The organism is Leptonema illini DSM 21528 (assembly GCF_000243335.1).
GTDB lineage: Bacteria > Spirochaetota > Leptospiria > Leptospirales > Leptonemataceae > Leptonema > Leptonema illini.
In genome coordinates, this window is the sequence record NZ_JH597773.1 from 2,543,501 (window position 1) to 2,562,976 (window position 19,476).

The window sequence follows — 19,476 nt, forward strand, 5'->3', positions numbered from 1 at the left end:
CTGTAGCATTCAGCGCCGCAGGTGCTAATGTTTTTCGCATGAACACTCTTCCTTCCCCCGGTTCCCCCCCGGGGGTTTTTTTTGCCCTTTTGACCTGGTCGGCATTACCTTCATCGTCCGCTTTTCTCTGAGAGCACGGGCTGTTCGATAAAGGCGGACGTAGCCGGTTTCAAGAACAGGTATTCAGCACCCTCTCCTTCCTGTATCTGCTGACGGGCGTAATCAAAGCGCTGACGGGCCGAATTCGAAGGCAGGTCGGCTTTAATATATGCCCTGACAAAGCCGGGTACAAAGCCCAGGCTACCGGCGGGCATACGACCGATGACTCCAGAACCGTGTTGCAATACGCCTGGAGCGACGCCAAAGCCATAGAGAAGAGGCTGCCGACGTCCTGGAGTTAAATCTTGAACGGGTCGGCTCATCTCTTCATAGATAACCCAGACGCCGGCTCCAGAAACGGGCTCCCATCCTTCTTGCACAAGAACGGTACCCGTCCTCTGACGATTCATGCGTTCAAGCTCGAGGTTGGTCCAGTCGACAAGCTGCTTTATTGTGCGGCGGTACAACTCATTCAACGGGTGGGCCGTCTGCTGCGTCTTCAGTCTGACCCTGAAGTCAGGTCGGAATCGACCATCATTACGTGTCGAATCAAGTAGCGATTCCGGATCGATGATCTGAACCTCGCTTCCCGACAGAGAAAGCGGAGCAAGAGCATGCACTCCTGTTAACCATCGATAATGCATTTTTTCGCCGGCAACGGGCAGCATGGCATCGTATTCGCCGGCAAGCGCAACCGCCGATTCGCGCCCCTGCGAATTCTGAAAGAACTCAAGCAGTCGACTTCGCAGCGAAACGGAGGTACCGGGCAGAGTCGTCATCGTGATCCCGTCGGACGTTATACGCAACAGCCGGAAGACCGTTCCGCTATCATGAAGAACGGTCAGTTGTTGTTCGGACGGGATCCGTCTTATCAGCTCTTTTGCAACGGGCGGTATTTTCCAGTCTCTTCCCTGTTGCATCCTTTTCTGGGCGATCAGAAGATCAAAAAGAAGCTCCGCATCGCCGGCCTTCACCGCTTTCTCTTCAAGAAGATACAAACCCAGAAGCGAGTCCTCCGCAGAAAAGGCGGGTCTCTTAAGCGCATCTCTCATCGCCGGAAGCACGCTACTGTTAAGAGGCGACGCTACGACGGGGGCAACGCTGTTGAAAAGAGCCGCTCCGTACTCGGTCTGCATCGCATATTCCAGCTGCTTTTCCGGCGTTTTCCATCCAAGAGCAGTTAACCAGAGAGTCGTAAACGCCTGCGTTTCTGCCAGGGAGGCCGGCACAGGACGCCCACCGGAAAGGGATGCATGCAGGTTTAAGAACTCTGCGGCAAGCGCAGGGCGGCGATCCAGCAGATACGCCTTTGCCGCAAGCAGCGCAAAAAGCGACGCTCGCCGCGTCGAATGCACCTTCGCTCCATCGATCATCTGGTGCAGGATCGTTTTTACCTGATCATTGCCGTCGAAGGGGATGGAGTCCAGAGCCATACGCAGCTGAAGCAGCTGCTCGGTCTGCGATAGAAGCGAACAGGCCGATTCTCTATCGGACGTCTTATCGCGAAAAGGAACGAAATCCAACAACCTGGACGTATTCGGCGGTCCCTGAAGGCAGGTGAGGCTATCAAGGCCGGTGCGACCTTCTTCCATGCGCTGACGCATCTGTCGCAACAGAAGCCTTCTCTGTTCGAAAAGCGAGCGGCCGACGGAACCGGCCGTTCCATTCAGAAGATCTTCGACGTATTTCCAGCGCCCCCTGTAAGCGCTGAGGATCAGATTGAGATCGGTGTCTTTTTCGGTAAGGTTCGACTTTTCAATCAGGGCTATGGCTTCATCGATACCTTCGCCTCGCAGAAGGGCCGATTCAAGAGCGATACGAGGGCGTAATCCGCTTTCGCGCTCGCCCTTCGTGATAAGAGAGCCGGCCAGATCGAAGCTTCCGTGTCGGTAGAGCAGTTGCACGCCCGCCTCGACGAGGCTGCGATCATTCTGAAATAGATCATACAGCTCGGCAGGCGTATTCACGACGCGTCCCGACGGTTCGGCCTGGTTGAGCCCGTTCAGATATTCAAGAACGACCTTCTCGGATTGCTTTCTCTCGCGCTGTTCGGGGAATTCTCGCAGACTCTCTTCATACACTTCAAGCGCCTTCTGATATCGACCGACTGTGGCAAGTCCGCCGATATAGGATCGGTAAAGGGCATACCGCTCCAGACGCTGTTTTTCAGCGGCAAGCAGCTCTTTGAAAAAAGTCTCGCCTTCGTCCGGTCGAACGAGGATTAAAGATCGAGCCAGATACACCCTGTTCTTCGCCCCGATCGATTGCTCTTCGGGTAACCCCTCAAGCAGGCTGTCTGCCAGTTCAAACTCCCGTAAAGCGGTCCTGCGATCGTCCTTCACAGAAGCCAGCCCGCGTCTCATTGCTTCACGATGGCTGGCCGTAAGATACTCCTGCAAGGCGGACCTTTCAAAGCCCTGCGTACCGAAGGCCAGCGAATCCTCTTTACCGAACAGGGACGGATCTGCGGGCGGATTCTTCCCGTGAATCAGGAAGATGCCGCCGCCGGTCGACCTGAATACCTCATAGCTGAAGATCATGCCCGCCCACCAGCGACGGAAGGCTTCACTGTCCTCTTCTGCAGTCGGAAGCAGTCCGTCGGATCCCGATGCGATCAGCGCAAAAGCGGCACGGCGATCCCGCGAGATCCAGTCCGCCGCCGAGAAAACCCTTCCCGAACGGCGCGCAAAAAAATGTGAAGCGGGCACATCGTCGATTCGAAGCACGTTATCATGGGCGGCCGGGCCTGTTGAGCGAATATTAAAGAACCGATACCCCTTCGCAATATCGGACGCGCTTCGAATCATAACACTTGAGGAGTCGCTCATCGTCGTACGCAGGACGCGCTCCGGTCCGACGCGCTGTAGTGCGGCGGTCAGCATTCCGTTTGTAGCGCTGCGCCAGTCGGCAATTATCACTGTCGGAGCAACGGCCAGGCCACAAGAATCGACGTCAGACGATGCGGCCGCTATGCGCCCGAACACACGGATGCAATATCGGGACGATGGGGTGGAGAATAACCTCACGTACTGCTGTCGATCTTGCGACGACGGCAGGGCCGGCGGGCTTGCAACGATGAAATCCCGGAGCGACGGCTCAGAAAGAAGCATCTCCTTCTGCATGGCGTCAAGGCGCTTCCTTTCTTCCTGCCTCATTCTAACGACTTCGGTCGGATTTCGCCGCTGAAGCCGGAGTCGGGTTTCTTCGGCCAGCAGGCTACGCAGTTTCGAGCGGCTCTGTCTCAGAATGCGATGAATCTCGACGGAATCCCGCCGCGAAAAGTCGAGCGGATAACGATAAAATTCGATCTGCAATCCGTACAGGCGAGCCTGCTCCAGAAAGACGAGCGCCCTTTGCGGTCGCCCCAATCGAATCTCAAGCTCCGCCATTCGCTCAAAAAGCGGATGAATTCGTTCGGCAACGAGCGGCAGTATAAACGGAAACTCAACAAGCAGGGCATTCGCACTATTCAGATGTCGCAGGGCTTCGTCAAAGCGGCCGTCCATTGCGGCGACGTCGCCGCGAATTCTGAAATACTCGAATCGCTCGGGAATCGCGTGAAACTCGAACGTTTCCTCTTGAATACGCTCCAGCAACGGTTCGAAGTTCGTGCGATCTCCCTTTTCAATGAGCACCCTTGCCAGGTTTAACCGCGTTCGAATTCCGGCAAGCGTCGGGGCGCCCGCGTCTGCGGACGAGGCCTGATCCAGCCTTTCTTCGGCTATGAGCAGCATATTGCGATCGTCGGGTTTTCCCGCTCGCTTCATCTGCCGATGAAGATAAAAAGCCAGCAGACCTTCGATGGCCGAGAAATCCGATAGATCTCGCACCATCATCTTTTCCAGTACCGGATCATCGTGGCTTTCGGTGTATTCAAAATCGGGATCTTCGGTTTCCCGCTGTCGAATGTAGGCGGATTTCAGGGCTTCCCGGTAACTCTGCCGAAAGGCGACGAGATCTTTCAGAGCCGATTGCATTCTACCGTTCAGAGCTGGATCGCCGTCCGTCGCTTCAAACTGCTGAAAGAGAACGATATACGAATTGCGAAAGTTACGGCGAAACGAATCGAGCATGCCGGCCGACAGAGCGGCATCGGACGCCGATCGATAATCCTCGAAGGCTTTATCATATTCTCTTTGATTCAGAGCGATCTCGGCCCTCTGGTTGAATGCATAGATCTGCCCTTCACTGCCGAGACGAACATCGCCATCCTGCTTGCTGAATACTTCGATACGGCGGGCAAGGATTTCCACCGCTCGATCTAGGTCGCCCTGACGCATGAAGTTGCGAAATCGAATTCCAAGCGAAAGCTCGAACTGTCGCAGCGGAGAGAATCCATACGGAGTACGTCCGTCGCCGATTACCGAAAAGTCTTCGCCGTATCCGAGCAGAAGGCCGAAGATGCGCCCGCCCACCGTCTGAGGTTGAAAGCGATCATCGTTGCGCGTTAACCCCTGCCTTTTCGAAGATTCTTCGGCCTCGCGAGCGGCGAGATCGGATCGATCGAAATCTTCAAGATCCTGAAAGGCGAGAGCTATATAGTTTTCGAGGCCGGCTCTATCCATTCCCTGAGCGGGAAACGGCTCACGACCATACAGGATCTGCAATGCATCAGAATAGGCCTGTATCGCCTCGCGGGCATTGCCGCCATCCTGATGAGCCAGTCCGCGAAGCGATTGGGCGAAGGCGAGCCTGTAACGGCTCTGAACGAGTTCTGCCTGTTTTCTCTCGCTTCTCGCTTTCAGGTATGCGTTATCAGGCTCAGAGAGCGATTTGTATCCGGCGCGATTGGCCGCTTCAAATTTCGGCCAGTAGTCGGATTGTCGCAGCTTATCGACGGCGAAGTCGAAGTCTCTGGCCGCAGACTCCGCCTGCCCCGAATAAAAGCGAGCACGGCCTCGATTGATATGAAACAGGATTCTCTGCATATCGTCTTCAAAGATAGCCGTTCTGCTGCGGGTGGAAAGCTTCTCGGCGCGATCATACGCCTCGGTTGCAGCCCTGTAATTCACAAGCTGAAAGTGGTTGTTACCGAGGTTTAACTGTAGAAGTGCCAGATCACGCTCACGTCCTCCGGTCTGCCTGACGCTCTGGTTGATCTTCTGGTTGATCTCTTCTATCGCGGCATTCAACATGTCGACGTTCTTCTCATAATAACGTCCGTTAAAGGTATTCTGGTATTCCGCCCGATAGAAAATACCGTCACGAACGCTGCTCGGTCGAACGCCCGTCAGAAAAATAAAGGCTCTGTCGATATAGCCCGGCTCAAGCAATATCTCGGATTGTTTGCGGCTATCTATGTACTGATAGAGCCAGGAAAGAAGCAGTGTCGCATCGACAAAACCCGGATCGACGTTCAGAATATAGAGAAGTCTGTATTCTGCCTGCTTTAAATCATCGAGGATAGCCTTCTTGCGCTCCGTCATCACAGCGGAGGGAATCTGCACTCCCTGTTTCAACAGAGAATCGTAGAACCGCTCCCGTTCTTCGGTTTTTCTTATCAGAAGATAGGCATGACCGTAAAGCAGAGAATGATCGAAATAACGACGACCGTCCTGCTCGGCAAAGTTATAGCCGAACAGGATTTCGTTAAATATCTGAGCGTCAAACGGATCTTTCTCAAGAAAGAGCGATTGCACGGTATCACGACTGATGATCCGGCTGCGCTTTTCTTCCCATGTGAGATTTCGCTTCAATCGCTCAATGGCAAGGTCGGTTTTCCAGCGATGATAATGCACGGACCACGTCTCATGCAATTCGTCGAAAAGCCCGGCCGTTCTGAACTGCAAAAAGAGAATGTTAACCAGCGTCGCATTCGCATAGCTGACAAGATAGAATAGCTGACTGACTTCATGTCCCTCTTCAAGGGATATAGACGCCGCCTTGCCCTGCAAAAAAGGAGAGACGGAGCGACAGATCTTTGCGTAACGCTCGATATAGTCTTTATAACCGAGGTTGTTGATAAGCAATCCCGCCGCAGAATCCGAGGCGCAAAACTGAACGAGCATATTCCGGTCGACCATATCGAGCTGGATTCTCTCGCTGCCGACGGCCGTCTGTATCTCGCCGATCAAGAAAAAACGGTAGTCCAGTCGATCCTCGACGTCTTCGGCTATGGATTGCGCCGAGCGACGATACTGTTCGATATAAGAACGCGAAGCATCGATCAAACGAAGAAAGTCGGCCTCATCGACGTCAAGATTCCAATCTCGGTTATACGATTTCAAGAAACGCAGACGCGCATCCAGAGCAAGCTGCTGATTCTGCTCGATGTCATAAATGGCGGCAAGTAGCTTCCATCCGATAGTATATGCCACATTGCCGTCGCCGGTGAACTTCAAACCCTCCTGAATGCGGGACCGGGCATCATGATATCGCCTTGCGCGAAACAGCCTCTCTCCCTGCAATATATAATAAAGCCCTCGCAGAATCGGCTGAGACTCGTTCGTCGGATCAGGAATCATGTCTTCAGCGTTCCGGTTAATCTCTTCGTAAACGACCTGAATAATACGCTGTCGCAGCGCCTGCTCCGTTTCAGGAGCTGAGAGCAATGAGCGAAAGCGATCCGGGACGCGACCGTTCATGCGAATCTGCAGAGCGGCCTCGGTCAGCAGCGTATTATTGCGATTGATATAGCCCGGATCCTCGGCGTTCAGTTGCTGCACGGTGGAAAGAGCGACGGCGATCATCCCGGTCCGAATTCTTGCCTGTACGAGACGCTCTCGCAAATAAGAAACGGCAAGCCGATGTCGAACTGGGTCGAGATCGGAAAGCCTTTTTGATCGAAGCGCAAGCTCGATAGCAGCGGCCGTTCCCGGACGAGCGATTCGAGCCGCTTCGCTGAAGGCATTCTGCTGCTCGGCCTTTCGAAGCTGCTCCGTGTATCGGCTGCGATCCCCGCCGTCGGTAGATCCGCGCAAAAGATCGGTGAGCACGTCATATTCTACGAGAATGAATTCAGGCGATTCCGAGAAATACTGGATAACGCTCTCCAGTGCAAGTTGCCGTCGGTCGCCCGAAAAAGTCTGCGCGAATTCATATTGGTCGAGGGCGTTTTTCTTGCGCGGAATCAGTCCATCGGGACGCGAAAGAAAGATTCGCGATCGGCCGGCGTCGTTATCATAACCGGCATACAATATACCGCCGCCAAGATACGGCGATAGCGCGATATTGTAAACGGGCATTGTGCTGTCGGTTACGTGCCGTACCGATCCGCTTTTCAGGGACATGCGATGCACAGCGCCACGATCGTTCAGATCAAGCCGACCATCGCCGTTCGTATCTTCGTCGATGGCAAGGAAAAGCAGCTCTTTTTCGTCCTGGGCGAGAATGGGCCTCAGCGCCATCCCTCCATTTCTGTAAACGATGCGCTGGCTTTTACCCGATTCGAGAGAGATCAACAGGAAGCCTTCGGGTAACCCTCGGTCATCAAGAGCCGTAGCGGCAATGGTGCGAGCAGTTGCAGAAGGCTGGATTGCTCTTTCCGTAGAAAGAAGTACCGGCTTTCCTTCAGGGCGACCGCTTTCGTTCAGCTTCAGGCTCCACAGTCTGAAAACTGTTCGCTGACAGCGATCACTGGCATAGAATAGAGTTCTGCGATCGGCCGAGAAAACCGGATCAAGCTCGCCGGCATCGCCCGCACATCCGTCGCGGCTTTCGCTGAATTGCTCTGAGATATAATCCGAAACGCTGAAAGAAGAGGCGCTGTGATTCGGGATGGCGTTTCCACGCATCACATCGTATGCGATGCGCTCCGGGTTGATCTTCGTTAAAAGAATATCGCCAGAGGCGTCACGATCATAGCTCACATAGGCAAGATGCTGTCCGTCCTGACTGATCGCCGGGGAATTCTGAACCGCCTCCTGTTCCACAACGGGGACGTTAACCGTAGTTCGAAGCTGCCTCATCCAGATATCGGGAGAGCCCTGAACGTCCGACACATAAAATAAATAGCCTGCAGCCGATACCGAGGGATCGGTGTTCATTCCTCTTTGAATGATGATGGGAAAATGTCCGCCCGGATTCTTTTTAAAGAACGTATCAAGCAGATTCGGATAATCAAACGCCGGCGGCTCGGTGATCTTCGCCGAGGCGCAGGAAGAGAAAAGAGCCGAAACCAGAAAAAACAGGATTCCTTTATTGAGAGACATCACGACCGCCTTATAGAGAAGCCTTCTTCACGATGCGTCCGCTTTCGTCGCGCACCCATTCGTTACGACCGGCGGCAAGAAAGAAGGAATGCCTGAAATCCTCGGCCTGGGTCTCGTTATTCTCAAGATAGTATTTATAGATCTGCTTTCGCGCCCGATTTACTTCGGCGACGATGGCCTGCAGTCGAATCCTTTCTTCTCCATTCAGTCGTCGTCCAGCATCCTTTTCAGGAACGAAGAAGACTTCTCCGTCCCGTCCCTCCCCGAGGAATTCCAGATAACGATATCGCAGCAGAATATCGTCGTAAAGAACAAGCATTCGGTATTCTGCGCGAACGTTCTCGGGCAGATGACTGACGGCCGAGGGCTGAGGCGGCAGATAGCTGGACGACGAAATCAACCACCCGTCTGGCAGCAGTTCTTTCTCTTCGCCGATCAGCTGACGCTCGGCGGCCGTACGCTCAGGTGTCAGCGTTATCGGCGGCACGTCGACCTTTACGATCGCACATCGGTTGGCGACGTCTGCAAGCGGGTTCTCTTTAGGATCTGTTAACCTCTGATAGATCGTGCACTGGAGTAAAGACAGGCAGAGAATGATAGGAACATGCATCCGTGAGGCGCAGAATTGCAAGAAATTAAGGATTGGTCTGTTTTTCATTGGAATTCTCCTGTTTCCTTACGGGTTCGTTCGAGGAACTCGGCCAGCGGGATTCTCTCCTGCCGGATCATCTCGTCGGCGGGCTTGACGAGCCTGGAGAACGATACGATTCCGGAACTGCGTACCTGTATCGTCGTATAGACAAGTCCGCCGCGAAGCTCTGCCGACATCGCCGGTATTTCGAGGGTGTTATTCACAAGCTTTGCCAGAATATCGGACGGCACCATGATACGCACGGCAAGACCTGTGAAGTCCTTGCTGATACGATAGACGGCAAGGCGAGCGTTTATGTTGCGAACGGCGTCGGCAAGGTTCGCACCTCGCACGTTAGCCGTCGCGCTGATAATGCCGTCATAAGAAGAATCGGCCTTTGGAAAGTACGGTTCGACGTTCAGGTCATGAACGGACAGATGAGCGCCATACTCCATAGAGGCCGGCTTCATATCGGCAACGTTAAAGAACAGATTCCGCAGTTCGATCGTTCCGTTTGAAACGTAGCCCGTACCGGAAGCCGTTCTGTACACGGGCGCCATCGTCTTCTCGCCCGCTTTCAAGGGTCTGTAGGTGCTGATACGAAGCAGGCGGCCTTCCAGAATATTGCGTTTGTATGTAAGGTTCGCCTCAAGCGCCGGTCGGGCCCCGCCGGCCGGCGCTCCGAGGAAGTAGAAGCCCTGATCGACGACAAGGCCGTCAGGGCTCCGGTTTGACCATACCGATTTCAGGGTTAGATTCGGCCGATCGGGAAATCGATCGATGAGATCGGGATTGATCATCGTTTCATAACGAACGGGGATCATCTGATTTCGATGCACGAACGGAAGCGTGAAATTCAAATCTTCAATATTGTAGTATGTGCAACCCGCAGTCTTCTGCACACAGGCCGTATTGCTGTAGATCAGGTTGAATCGTCGGATGTCGATATTGCCCGCAATCTGTTCCGGTCGGATCTGCGCGCTGATATCGACCGTTCCGTCAAGCCGGACGTTTTCATGCACGGGCAGCATTCCCTTTCGCGAAAGATTAAGGCGAAAGTCCAGATAGGGCTGCCTTGCTCCAGGCGGGCCGGTTAATGATCCCGTCAGATCGGCGTTAAGCGCTCCACGAAGTCCGTGCAGGTGAATTCGGCGAAAGCGAACGCCGTCCGGCGCCGTACTCATGTCGGCCTGTAGATTCAATCCTTCTGCGCTGATTGACGGAAGAAGAAGGGCGGCGCTCGCCTGTATCACACCGCTCCCCTTTTCCATGTGTATCTGCGCGTTTCCGTCAAGGTGCGCTCCTTTTTCAAGATACGGTCGGATCACTTCCAGATCAGATCGCAGATTTCCTGGAAGCAGCGGATGCAATTTTTCATAGTCCACGTCAAGGCCCGACAGCCTTACCGTATAACTCTGGCCCCCGGCGAAAGTCAGCTCGCCTGCCGCGAGAAGCCGCAGCAATGACGCCCCCTTCATACTCGTTCCGGTCAGATCCGCTTTTCTGATGTCAAGACGCACTCCTCGCCCGGGGAAGACAAGGTCAAGATCGGTATTGAGCGCCACGTTCTGCACGCCGGACAGCGATCGATCGATCAGATAACGCGCAGCATCAAGGCGCACCAGCCCGAGTACGGTGATGCGACTGAAATCTGTACCCGAGCGAGCGCGCAAACTTGCCGATCCCGTCGCCGTCAGATGCGGAGCCGTGAATTGACCGAGCGCAAAATTCTTGAGATCGAGATCAAGCACGATGCCCTGATCGGGATGCAGAGATCCCTTTCCACTCAGTGAGGCGCCGTTGTACCCGAGTTCGAGGCGATCGATGTAGGCTTCGCGAACGACTCCATATGCGAGGCTGTGATCGGCCGAGTAGCCTTCGGGGACTGGAAGCAGGCCGAGCGCATAAAGATCAACCGTTCCGCGCACGTCGATCTGCGCCGTCGGAACGCCGTGCACCGACTTTCCGGTACGCACGCGCACGTTACTGCCGCTTAACCCGAAGTGAGCGCTCAGTCGATCCAGACGACCGGTGATCAAAAGCGGATAAAGAGAAAGTCGTCCGCCTGTTTCGACGGCGTTATTGGTTAACCTCTGTATAAAAGGTCCGATGCGGTCGAGATCGATGCTCGACTCCTGCATGCGCACTTCCATGTGATGAAAGCCGCTTTCATCACGGCGAAAGTCCCCCGTAAGAGAAAGCCACGTATCAGGCCCCGATTCAAGCCTGAATCTGCGAATCAGAAACCTCTCCTTCGCGGGATCGTACTGAATATCATGCTCCAGCCGCAATCCGAAGGGAATATCCATACCCGATCGTCTATGCGACAGATCACGCGCATCGATGCGCAGCCGTGAAAGAAAGGCCGTACCGTTTTCGAGCGTTTCACGATACAGCTTGAGCATTAACGTCGGTCTTCCCTGAACGCTGTCGAACTCAGAATACTCAAACTGCACGGGACGGATCGGATTGAGGGCGAAGAACAACGAATCGAAAAGCTGTAGAGAATCGAGGTTAAGCGGAATGGTGTGAAAGGTCTTCGTCACAAAGCCGAGGTGCAGATCGACGTCCGAAAGATCCACCCGCCGCAGCCTCTCGCCTGAATGGTCTTCAAGCAGAAAACGAAGCCCCTCGATGCGCACCGCGCCGTAAAGGCGCACAGGCAGATAGAGCTCGATCTCCGGCGGCCGCGGCGAAGATTCCTTCGACTTCTCGGTCTTCTTGCGTGGCCGATCGGATTTCAATGCATCGCTGTTCCAACGATCGTTGCGCTTGATCAAAGATACGGTAGGATTGCGCAGCCCGATCTCACGCACGCCGATCTGCCCGGCAAGGAAACCCGGCAGGAACCATTTCAGGCGCACCTGATCGGCGGCAAAGATAGAATCACCCGAGAGGCGGTCTTTCAAAACGACATCGTCAAAAACAAAGCCGAAGAAAAGAGAGCTGCTGCGCACATGTACCTTCAGCTCCGTCGACGCGGGCATCGCCGCGCTCAATATGGAAGAGACGACCGGCGCAGAAAAGAGGATCTGATATGCGAGAATCAGGACGAATACGACCGATATCCAGATTTTCAATCGCAGCGGCAAAGATCGAATTTTTCGTTGAAGGTCAGACATGAGCCGAATCCTCTTTTTTCATGCTGCGAGCGGGAAGCGATAAAAAAAGAAAAGAAAAAAACACGGCCAGATGCAGCAGAAGAGAAACGAAGAAGATACCGGCAAATCCGTGGTCGCTTTTTAACAGCAGGCCGGTCAGCAGATTGCCGATCGTCGCCCCGGCCGAGACGCTGACAACCATGTAGATGCCCATGCCCGTGCCATAAAGATGCTCGGGAAAGTTACGCCGCAGCAGATAGACCGTGCCCATATAGTATCCTGTGAAATGTATGCCATGCAAAAGTTGCTGAAATAATATGAGGCCGGGAAGTCCGATCACCGCATCCAGGCCAAGAATAAGAAACCTGATCGCGCCGCTCATCACGGCAAGCAAGAAGAGAAAACGAACGCCGCGTCGACCGGCGATTCGATCGGCAAGGATCATCAGCGGAATCTCGACAAGAACGGCCAGTCCCCATCCGCCATAGACGTAAGACATGCCGCCGGCCTGACGTAAGTAACCGCCGAGATAATAGTCCACAACCTGATATGAGAAGTAGAACACGAACGATACGATAAAAAACGGTAAGAATCCTTCTTTCTTCAGAGCCGAAAAGGCATCGCGAAAGAAATACTCCGTATGCGAACGGCGGCGCTCCGGAACAAGATACGCGAACAGGGCCGTAACAAGCATGAATACCGAGCCCCACTGCCCTCCACGCCCGCCCTGTATCTCGGGCGCCGCATCGCTCAGCGCAAACATCTCGAGTAAAAGCATGCCGATCTGAATACAGAAAAATCCAAACGTGCCCGCCGAACGACTGACGCTGAAACCGCGAAAGCTCAGACTTTCCAGTGCGGCTATCGTCAGCAGCTGCGTATTCGCCGCGAAGAAGAACCGCGTCACCGCCGCCGAAACGATGCATCCCATAAGAGGTAAATCGGGCGAAAAAAGATGATACTGGAAGGGCGTCTGAAGCAGTAAGAAGGCGATGAGCGCCGAACGAATGCGTCGCGTTTTATCAGAGAACCATCCGGCGAAGAAGTATCCGAAAGGATACAACAGCTGCCCGGTAAAGAAAACATAACGCGCATCATCGCCGAAGCGATACAGCATATGCGGGCTGAGCGTCGTGAAATAAGAGCCATGCCCCAGGAAGAAGAAGAAATAAACGAGCGAGGCGGCGACAAGCGGACGAATCTCAGGCCATGGCGCAGAAAACAACGAGGCAAAGGGACCTATGCCTTTCTGCCGACTGTATGCGTTCCCGCCTGTATTTTTTGACTTTACAGTCAATCTCATAAACCGGAGCCTGGACAGCAGAGCCATAGACGCCCGGGGAGTTTGCAGGACCATGAAAATTCAAACAAAGATTACAGAAATGCTTGGCATCGATCTGCCGATCATCGGCGCTCCGATGTTCCTTGTGTCGATGCCCGACCTTGTCGTTGCCGTATCAGAGGCCGGCGGTATCGGATGCTTTCCTGCTCTGAACTACCGAACGGTCGAGCAGCTGCGCGAAGGTCTTACCGAGATACGCTCCCGGACAAAAAAACCGATCGGAGTCAACCTCATACTCCATAAAGAACATAATCCTAACTGGGCCCGTCAGTTCGAGGTCTGCCTGGAATTCAAGGTGGAGCTGATTATCACATCGCTCGGATCGCCGCGCACCATCGTAAGCGAAGCGAAGGCAGCCGGATCAAAGGTCTTCTGCGACGTGACGACGCTGAAGCATGCGCGTATCGTCGCCAAATCAGGCGCCGACGCTCTGATTGCCGTCTCGCATGGAGCCGGTGGCCATGCCGGTAGCGTAAGCCCATATGTCCTTATTCCGCAGCTTGTGGACGAGATCGGATTGCCCGTCATCGCCTCGGGTGCGATCAGCGACGGCCGGCAGATGGCTGCCTCTTTATCGCTGGGAGCTCAGGCGGTTTATATGGGAACTCGCCTCATCGCCACGCCCGAGGCAAAGGCAGCCGAGGGATACAAGCAGATGATCCTCGACTCCACTTACACCGACATCGTCTACACTCCCGAGATCAGCGGCATTCCGGCCAACTGGCTGAAGCAGAGCGTGGAACGTGCGAATATAGGCAAGCCCGGCACCATCGCAGGCGAGTCGCACACAGAAGAGGAATACAAGCGCTGGCGAGACATCTGGTCGGCAGGCCAGGGGGTCACACAGATTCAGCAAATCACGCCGGCCGCCGACGTTGTGCGCGGCATGGCCGAGCAGTATCTGCAGATTGTAAACGCTCTGCCTCGATAAAGATTGACAGATCATCCCTGAGTGCTTTCTCAGGGATGCTTCCGCCACCAATATAGATAAAAAAAGTGGAAGGCACCCGTTCGCCCGTCATATAGAAAAAGGTCGAACAAGCGCAACCTGAACAACGGCGCCGGAGTCAGTCTTGGATTATCTATATTTTGTGAACGGCCTGGGGGCCGCTCTACTGTCGCTATTCGCCTCGATGCAGCGAGGCATGCGGCGTTTTGACACGCAGACGGCGGCCATCCCCTGGGAAGGGCTGATTATCGCCGGCTTCTTGCAGACGCTGTCGCACTGGATGCGCCTGCTTGAATACTCCGATCCCGATCTTGAGCCCTTTGCCTACCTTATCGCCGTCCTTTCGCTGCTGTCGCTCTTTGAATTCGCCCGCCAGTTTCTGAACGCCTCGCTCTGGAGTTACTCCGCTCCGGCGCTTGCGCTGATTGTCGTCGCCCTGCCTTTTTCCGGTCGGGAACGCCTTTTACTTCTTGAAAGCAGCATTGCCGCAGGCACGCTACCGCTCTTTGTTGCAGCGGGCATCACCCTCTGGCGACAGAAGGTGCGCCGCTCTTTGCAATCAAGCCTGTCTCTTCTAATGCTCTATATTCTGATCCGGCATCTCGTCTGTCCCGTTTATCAGATATTGCAGCCGACGCCGAACGCCGTCTTCTCCTGTGATATCGCCGCCGCCGGAATACTGTTCAGTCTGAATTTCATCCTGTGGCTTCATTATGGACGGCTGTTTCGCGAATCGAGTCCGCTTATCCGTCCGCGCTTTAAATGGTCGGGCGCCGCCTTGCTTTTCGTCATTCTCGCGGCAGGATTTACGTTAACCGAATGGGCCGGACAGAGAGAAGAGGATCGCCAGCGACGCGAATCCTTTCACACGCTGCGCCTGAGCGCCGCCATCCTGAACGATTCCGCAGATATGCCCGAGAGCCTGCTGCGTCTTCGAAGCATCTTACCCGAATTCGCCCGCGTTCAGATTCTGCGCTTCGACGGCGCGACGCCCATTCCAGAGGCTTCTCTCAGTTATCCAGGAGCGGAGCTTCTCCAGAGAATCCCGCCTTCGGCGACGCCGTTTGTCATGTCCCTGGACTCGGCTAACGAACAATGGATCGTCATCGGACAACCCATTCCCGGAGATGCGAAAAATCGGCTTTTACTTGAGATGATTCCGAGCAGGCAATGGAACGAAACCGTTCATACGACCCGACTCATTACGATCGCCGGTATTTTTTTCGTCTGTCTGCTTTACATCGGCTTTCTTGTCGTCGGCCGGCGCAGCGCCGAGGCGCTTGCAGCGCTACGAGAACGCGATAAATTGCATCGCGCCATGTTCGATCGCAATCAGGCGATCAAGCTTCTCGTCGAACCCTCTACGGGCCGCATCGTCGATGCGAATCCGGCCGCCTGTTCGTTCTATGGTTATACTCGATCGCAGATGCAATCGATGCGAATCCAGCAGATAAACACGCTCTCGGACGAACAGATTCGCGAAGAGATGCAAAACGCCCTCAGCGAGAAGCGCACTTATTTTATTTTTCCGCACAGACTGTCGACGGGCGAAGTCCGCACGGTCGAAGTTCATTCCGGTCCCGTTGAGATGGAAGGCCGAAAGATCCTCTATTCGATTATCCATGACAGAACCGAGCAGGAGCGACGGGGACAGCTTCTTGCCGATCGCGACCGACTTTTACAGAAGCTCTCAGAACGCGTGCCGGGCATGATCTATCAATATCTGCTCAGGCCCGACGGAACGGCATGCTTCCCATTTGCCAGCGAAGCCATGATGGCCATCTACGGATTGAGCTCTGCAGACGTTCGCGATGATGCCTCTGCCGTTTTTGACCGCCTGCATCCGGCCGATTACGATACCGTAACGTCGACCATTAACATGTCGGCGCGCTTCCTGACACCCTGGCGGCTGGAATTCCGTGTGATCCTTCCGGATCGCGGCACACAATGGCGACGCGGAGACGCCGTTCCCGAACGGCTTCCCGACGGCAGCACGCTCTGGCACGGCTACATCAGCGATATCACCGAGTGGCATGATACGCAGGAGCGACTGCGCGAATCTCTGAACTGGAAAGAGACGATCTTTCATCACAACGGAGCGGCTATTCTCGTTCTCGATCATAATCGGATCATCATCGAGGCGAATGAGGAGTTCGCTCGCATCTTCGGTTATACGTCCGATGCCGTCGCCGGGAAATCCTCCCGGATGATCTTTCCCGACTCCGATAGCTTCACCGAATTTGCACGCATTGCCTACGCGAAGATCAATGCCGAAGGCGAGGTGCAGCTGGACTGGCAGTTCCGCAATAAGAACGGCAAACTGCTCTGGTGTACTGTTGCCGGGCGTTTCCTTGATCCGCTGGATCCGCAGCGCGGTTATGTCTGGGTGGCCACCGACATCACCGAACGTAAAGAGATGGAGGAAGAGCTGCTGCGTGCCCGTACGGCGGCCGAAGAGGCAAACAGAGCGAAAAGTCGCTTCCTTGCTCACATGAGTCACGAAATCCGCACGCCGATGAACTCCATCCTCGGCTTCGCCTCTCTGCTGCTTGGAACCGATCTCGATGACGATCAGAAGCGTTATACAGCCATCATCGAGCAGAGCGGAGAGGCGCTTCTGTCGCTCATCAACGACATCCTCGATCTGTCGCGCATCGAAGCCGGCAAGCTTGAATTGAGCGACTCCCCCTTTGATCTGCCCTCTCTGATCAAAGAAACGACCGGTCTTCTGACCTTGAAGGCCGGCGAAAAAGGGGTGCGAGTCATGGTTGATATAGACTCGCATGTTCCCGCTATCGCGTCCGGTGATGCGCTGCGGCTGCGCCAGGTGCTTTTGAACCTTTTAAGCAATGCCGTCAAGTTCACCGAAAAAGGTACGATCGAAGTGCGCGTTCGCTTGATTCGCGAAACCGAAACGGAATCCATCGTTCGCTTCGAGGTCGAAGATACGGGTATCGGAATACCCGAAGAAGCGTTGAGCAGGCTCTTTCAGCCCTTCACACAGGCAGATAGCTCGACCACGCGCCGTTTCGGAGGAACAGGCCTGGGCCTTGCCATCTCTCGCGAACTCGTGCATCGTATGCACGGTACGATCGGAGCATCCAGCAAAGTCGGTGAAGGCTCGACGTTCTGGTTCGAACTGCCGATGAAGCACTCTGAACAACTTCATGCAGGGGATTCGTCGAGCGAAACTCTAACGGGGGCCTCTGAACGAATTTCAAGCACCGCGGCGGAAGATCTCGTTGAATGCGGGCCGCTTCACATTTTACTCGCCGAGGACTCGCCCGAAAATCAGCTACTGGCCATTCTTCTCTTGAAGAAGAAAGGATGCACCGTCGACACTGCCGCGAACGGAGCGGAGGCCATCGAAAAGCTACGCACGGAAAAATTCGATCTCGTGCTTATGGACATACAGATGCCGCAGATGGACGGCTTTGAGGCAACGGCCCGTATTCGTTCGGGCGAGGTGCCTGTGGCCGATATTCCCATCATCGCCATGACGGCGCAGGCCATGTCGGGCGACAGAGAGCGATGCCTGGCGACGGGCATGAACGATTACGTGGCAAAGCCGCTGCGAGCGGCCGAGCTCTACACCGTCGTTCATCGCACCATCTCAGGCCGAAAGAAATAGGCGCTTAATCCCGAATCTGCAGCGCTGCCTGTGCCGCTTTTGCGCAGCGTCTCACAGATCCCTTTTTCTATACAGGTGCAGACCGATGAAGGCGGCCACACCGGCCTGTAAAAAGAGCACGATCGTGCCGACGATAACTCCCGTGTAACCAGAAAGCACCTTTGCATAGACGGCCGATGAATGCGTCATCAGCGATTGCAGATTTCCCTGCATCAGCACGATCGATCGCATTGTATCAATGGGGTTTACAAGCGTCATAGAAAGAAGAACATTCTGCAACGGAAAATCGCCGAAAAAGATCACCATCAACATCAGAAGCGAATCATAGAGCACATACAACACAAACCAGATTCCCATTGCGGCGGCGATCAAGAGCTCAAGACGCTCTGAAAGCTGCGAGAGCAGAAAGGATAACGCCAGGAAGACGGCGTTCAAAAGCAGGCCATAGGTCAGAATCAGGAAAAGCGAGCCGATGGCCTCGATGGAACTGGCGAGAATGAACGCCAGCAACAATCCGACGGCAAAACCAGGAAGAAGCCCCAGCAGCCGACCGACAAACTGCCCGGCATACAGAGTCGTGCGCGAAACGCCGAGAGCCAGGATCACCCGCTGAAACGAAAGCGAGCCATGAAAGGCCACCGTGCCATAAACGAGCAGAAAGAGCGGCACGAGCAGCAGCACGAAATTCAGAAGCGAGGCGGCGACGTCTCCGCCTCCCGACGAGAGCGAAAGAAGAAAGAACGAGAAGCTGAAGATCAGAAGCGCATAGACGATCAACCACCGACTGCGCAGAGCGTCGGCGAACTCAAAAAGAACGATGTTAGAAAAGGCGGATCTGCGCCTTGCAGACTCAAGCATATTCGCGAATACCACTGAGAGCCTCCTCAAGATTTCTCGCGTTGCGAGCGTTTACGAACTCAGCCGGACTCTGCTGAACATGTACGGTGCCGTCTATTAATAGAATCATCATATCGGCCAGTTCTTCGATCTCAGAGAGCACATGCGAGGTGATAAGAACGAGCGAACCGGCGTCCCTTCGCTCACGAATGAGACGTTTAAGCGACGTTGCATGAAACGGATCCAGTCCGGCAGAAGGCTCGTCGAGAATCAGGATTCTACGTTCATACAGAAAGGCCTGAAAGACGCTGAGCTTCTGCTTCATGCCACCGCTTAACTCTCTGAAACGCCGGTCATAGAAGGCATGAAGATCCATGCGCTTCATAAGATCGTCGAAATAGACGGGATCGGATTTCGAGAATCCCATAAGATACTCTACGATCTCTGATACGCGCAGATTATCGGGGAATGCGGGATTCTGCGGCATGTATCCGGTCGGAATGCGCGCCGGAATATCAAACGGAACCGGACGACCGTCGACCAGAAGCACCGATCCTTCGTCGGGTCTTACGAGTCCCATGAGTATCTTGATCAACGTCGTCTTTCCTGAACCGTTCGGCCCGAGCAGAGCGACGACCTGTCCCTTTTGCATGTCAATAGAAACGTCATGCAAAGCGGGGCGGGCCTTTTTTCTGTAGGTTTTGCTGATATTCTTCAGCGATAGAAATGATTCCAT

8 protein-coding genes are annotated in these 19,476 nt (G+C 54.5%); 2 read left to right on the forward strand and 6 right to left on the reverse strand.

What is annotated here, in order from left to right; all coding sequences use genetic code 11:
• Window positions 1–110 precede the first annotated feature (110 nt).
• Genes LEPIL_RS11765 through LEPIL_RS11780 form a run of 4 tightly spaced genes read right to left on the reverse strand, consistent with a single transcriptional unit; the run spans window position 111 to window position 13,206 of the window.
• Window positions 111–8,249, reverse strand: coding sequence for a PD40 domain-containing protein (locus tag LEPIL_RS11765; RefSeq protein WP_002772727.1), 8,139 nt, complete (start codon window positions 8,247–8,249; stop codon window positions 111–113).
• A 10-nt stretch (window positions 8,250–8,259) separates the two neighbouring features.
• Complete coding sequence (locus LEPIL_RS11770) at window positions 8,260–8,907, reverse strand: YdbL family probable chaperone protein (RefSeq protein WP_002772729.1); 648 nt, start codon at window positions 8,905–8,907, stop codon at window positions 8,260–8,262.
• On the reverse strand, window positions 8,904–12,002 hold the full coding sequence (locus tag LEPIL_RS11775; protein ID WP_002772730.1) for a hypothetical protein: 3,099 nt from the start codon (window positions 12,000–12,002) through the stop codon (window positions 8,904–8,906). The genes LEPIL_RS11770 and LEPIL_RS11775 overlap by 4 nt, the downstream gene beginning before the upstream one ends.
• On the reverse strand, window positions 11,995–13,206 hold the full coding sequence (locus tag LEPIL_RS11780; protein ID WP_040918719.1) for an MFS transporter: 1,212 nt from the start codon (window positions 13,204–13,206) through the stop codon (window positions 11,995–11,997). Before LEPIL_RS11780 ends, LEPIL_RS11775 begins: the two co-directional genes overlap by 8 nt.
• Window positions 13,207–13,336: 130 nt before the next feature.
• Here LEPIL_RS11780 and LEPIL_RS11785 point away from each other — a divergent pair, with 130 nt between their 5' ends.
• A complete protein-coding gene (locus LEPIL_RS11785) occupies window positions 13,337–14,254 on the forward strand; it encodes an NAD(P)H-dependent flavin oxidoreductase (RefSeq protein WP_002772732.1) in 918 nt (305 codons plus the stop codon).
• Between the two features lie 142 nt (window positions 14,255–14,396).
• The gene (locus LEPIL_RS22105; RefSeq protein WP_002772734.1) at window positions 14,397–17,903 is read left to right on the forward strand and encodes a PAS domain S-box protein; all 3,507 of its coding nucleotides are present in this window, start codon (window positions 14,397–14,399) and stop codon (window positions 17,901–17,903) included.
• 51 nt (window positions 17,904–17,954) lie between these two features.
• Here LEPIL_RS22105 and LEPIL_RS11795 read toward each other — a convergent pair whose 3' ends face one another.
• Both LEPIL_RS11795 and LEPIL_RS11800 read right to left on the reverse strand, forming a co-directional pair.
• Window positions 17,955–18,776: an ABC transporter permease subunit gene (locus LEPIL_RS11795; protein WP_002772735.1), complete on the reverse strand. Its 822-nt coding sequence runs from the start codon at window positions 18,774–18,776 to the stop codon at window positions 17,955–17,957.
• Window positions 18,754–19,476 (reverse strand): ABC transporter ATP-binding protein, encoded by a 723-nt coding sequence (locus LEPIL_RS11800; protein WP_002772736.1) that lies wholly within the window; start codon window positions 19,474–19,476, stop codon window positions 18,754–18,756. Before LEPIL_RS11800 ends, LEPIL_RS11795 begins: the two co-directional genes overlap by 23 nt.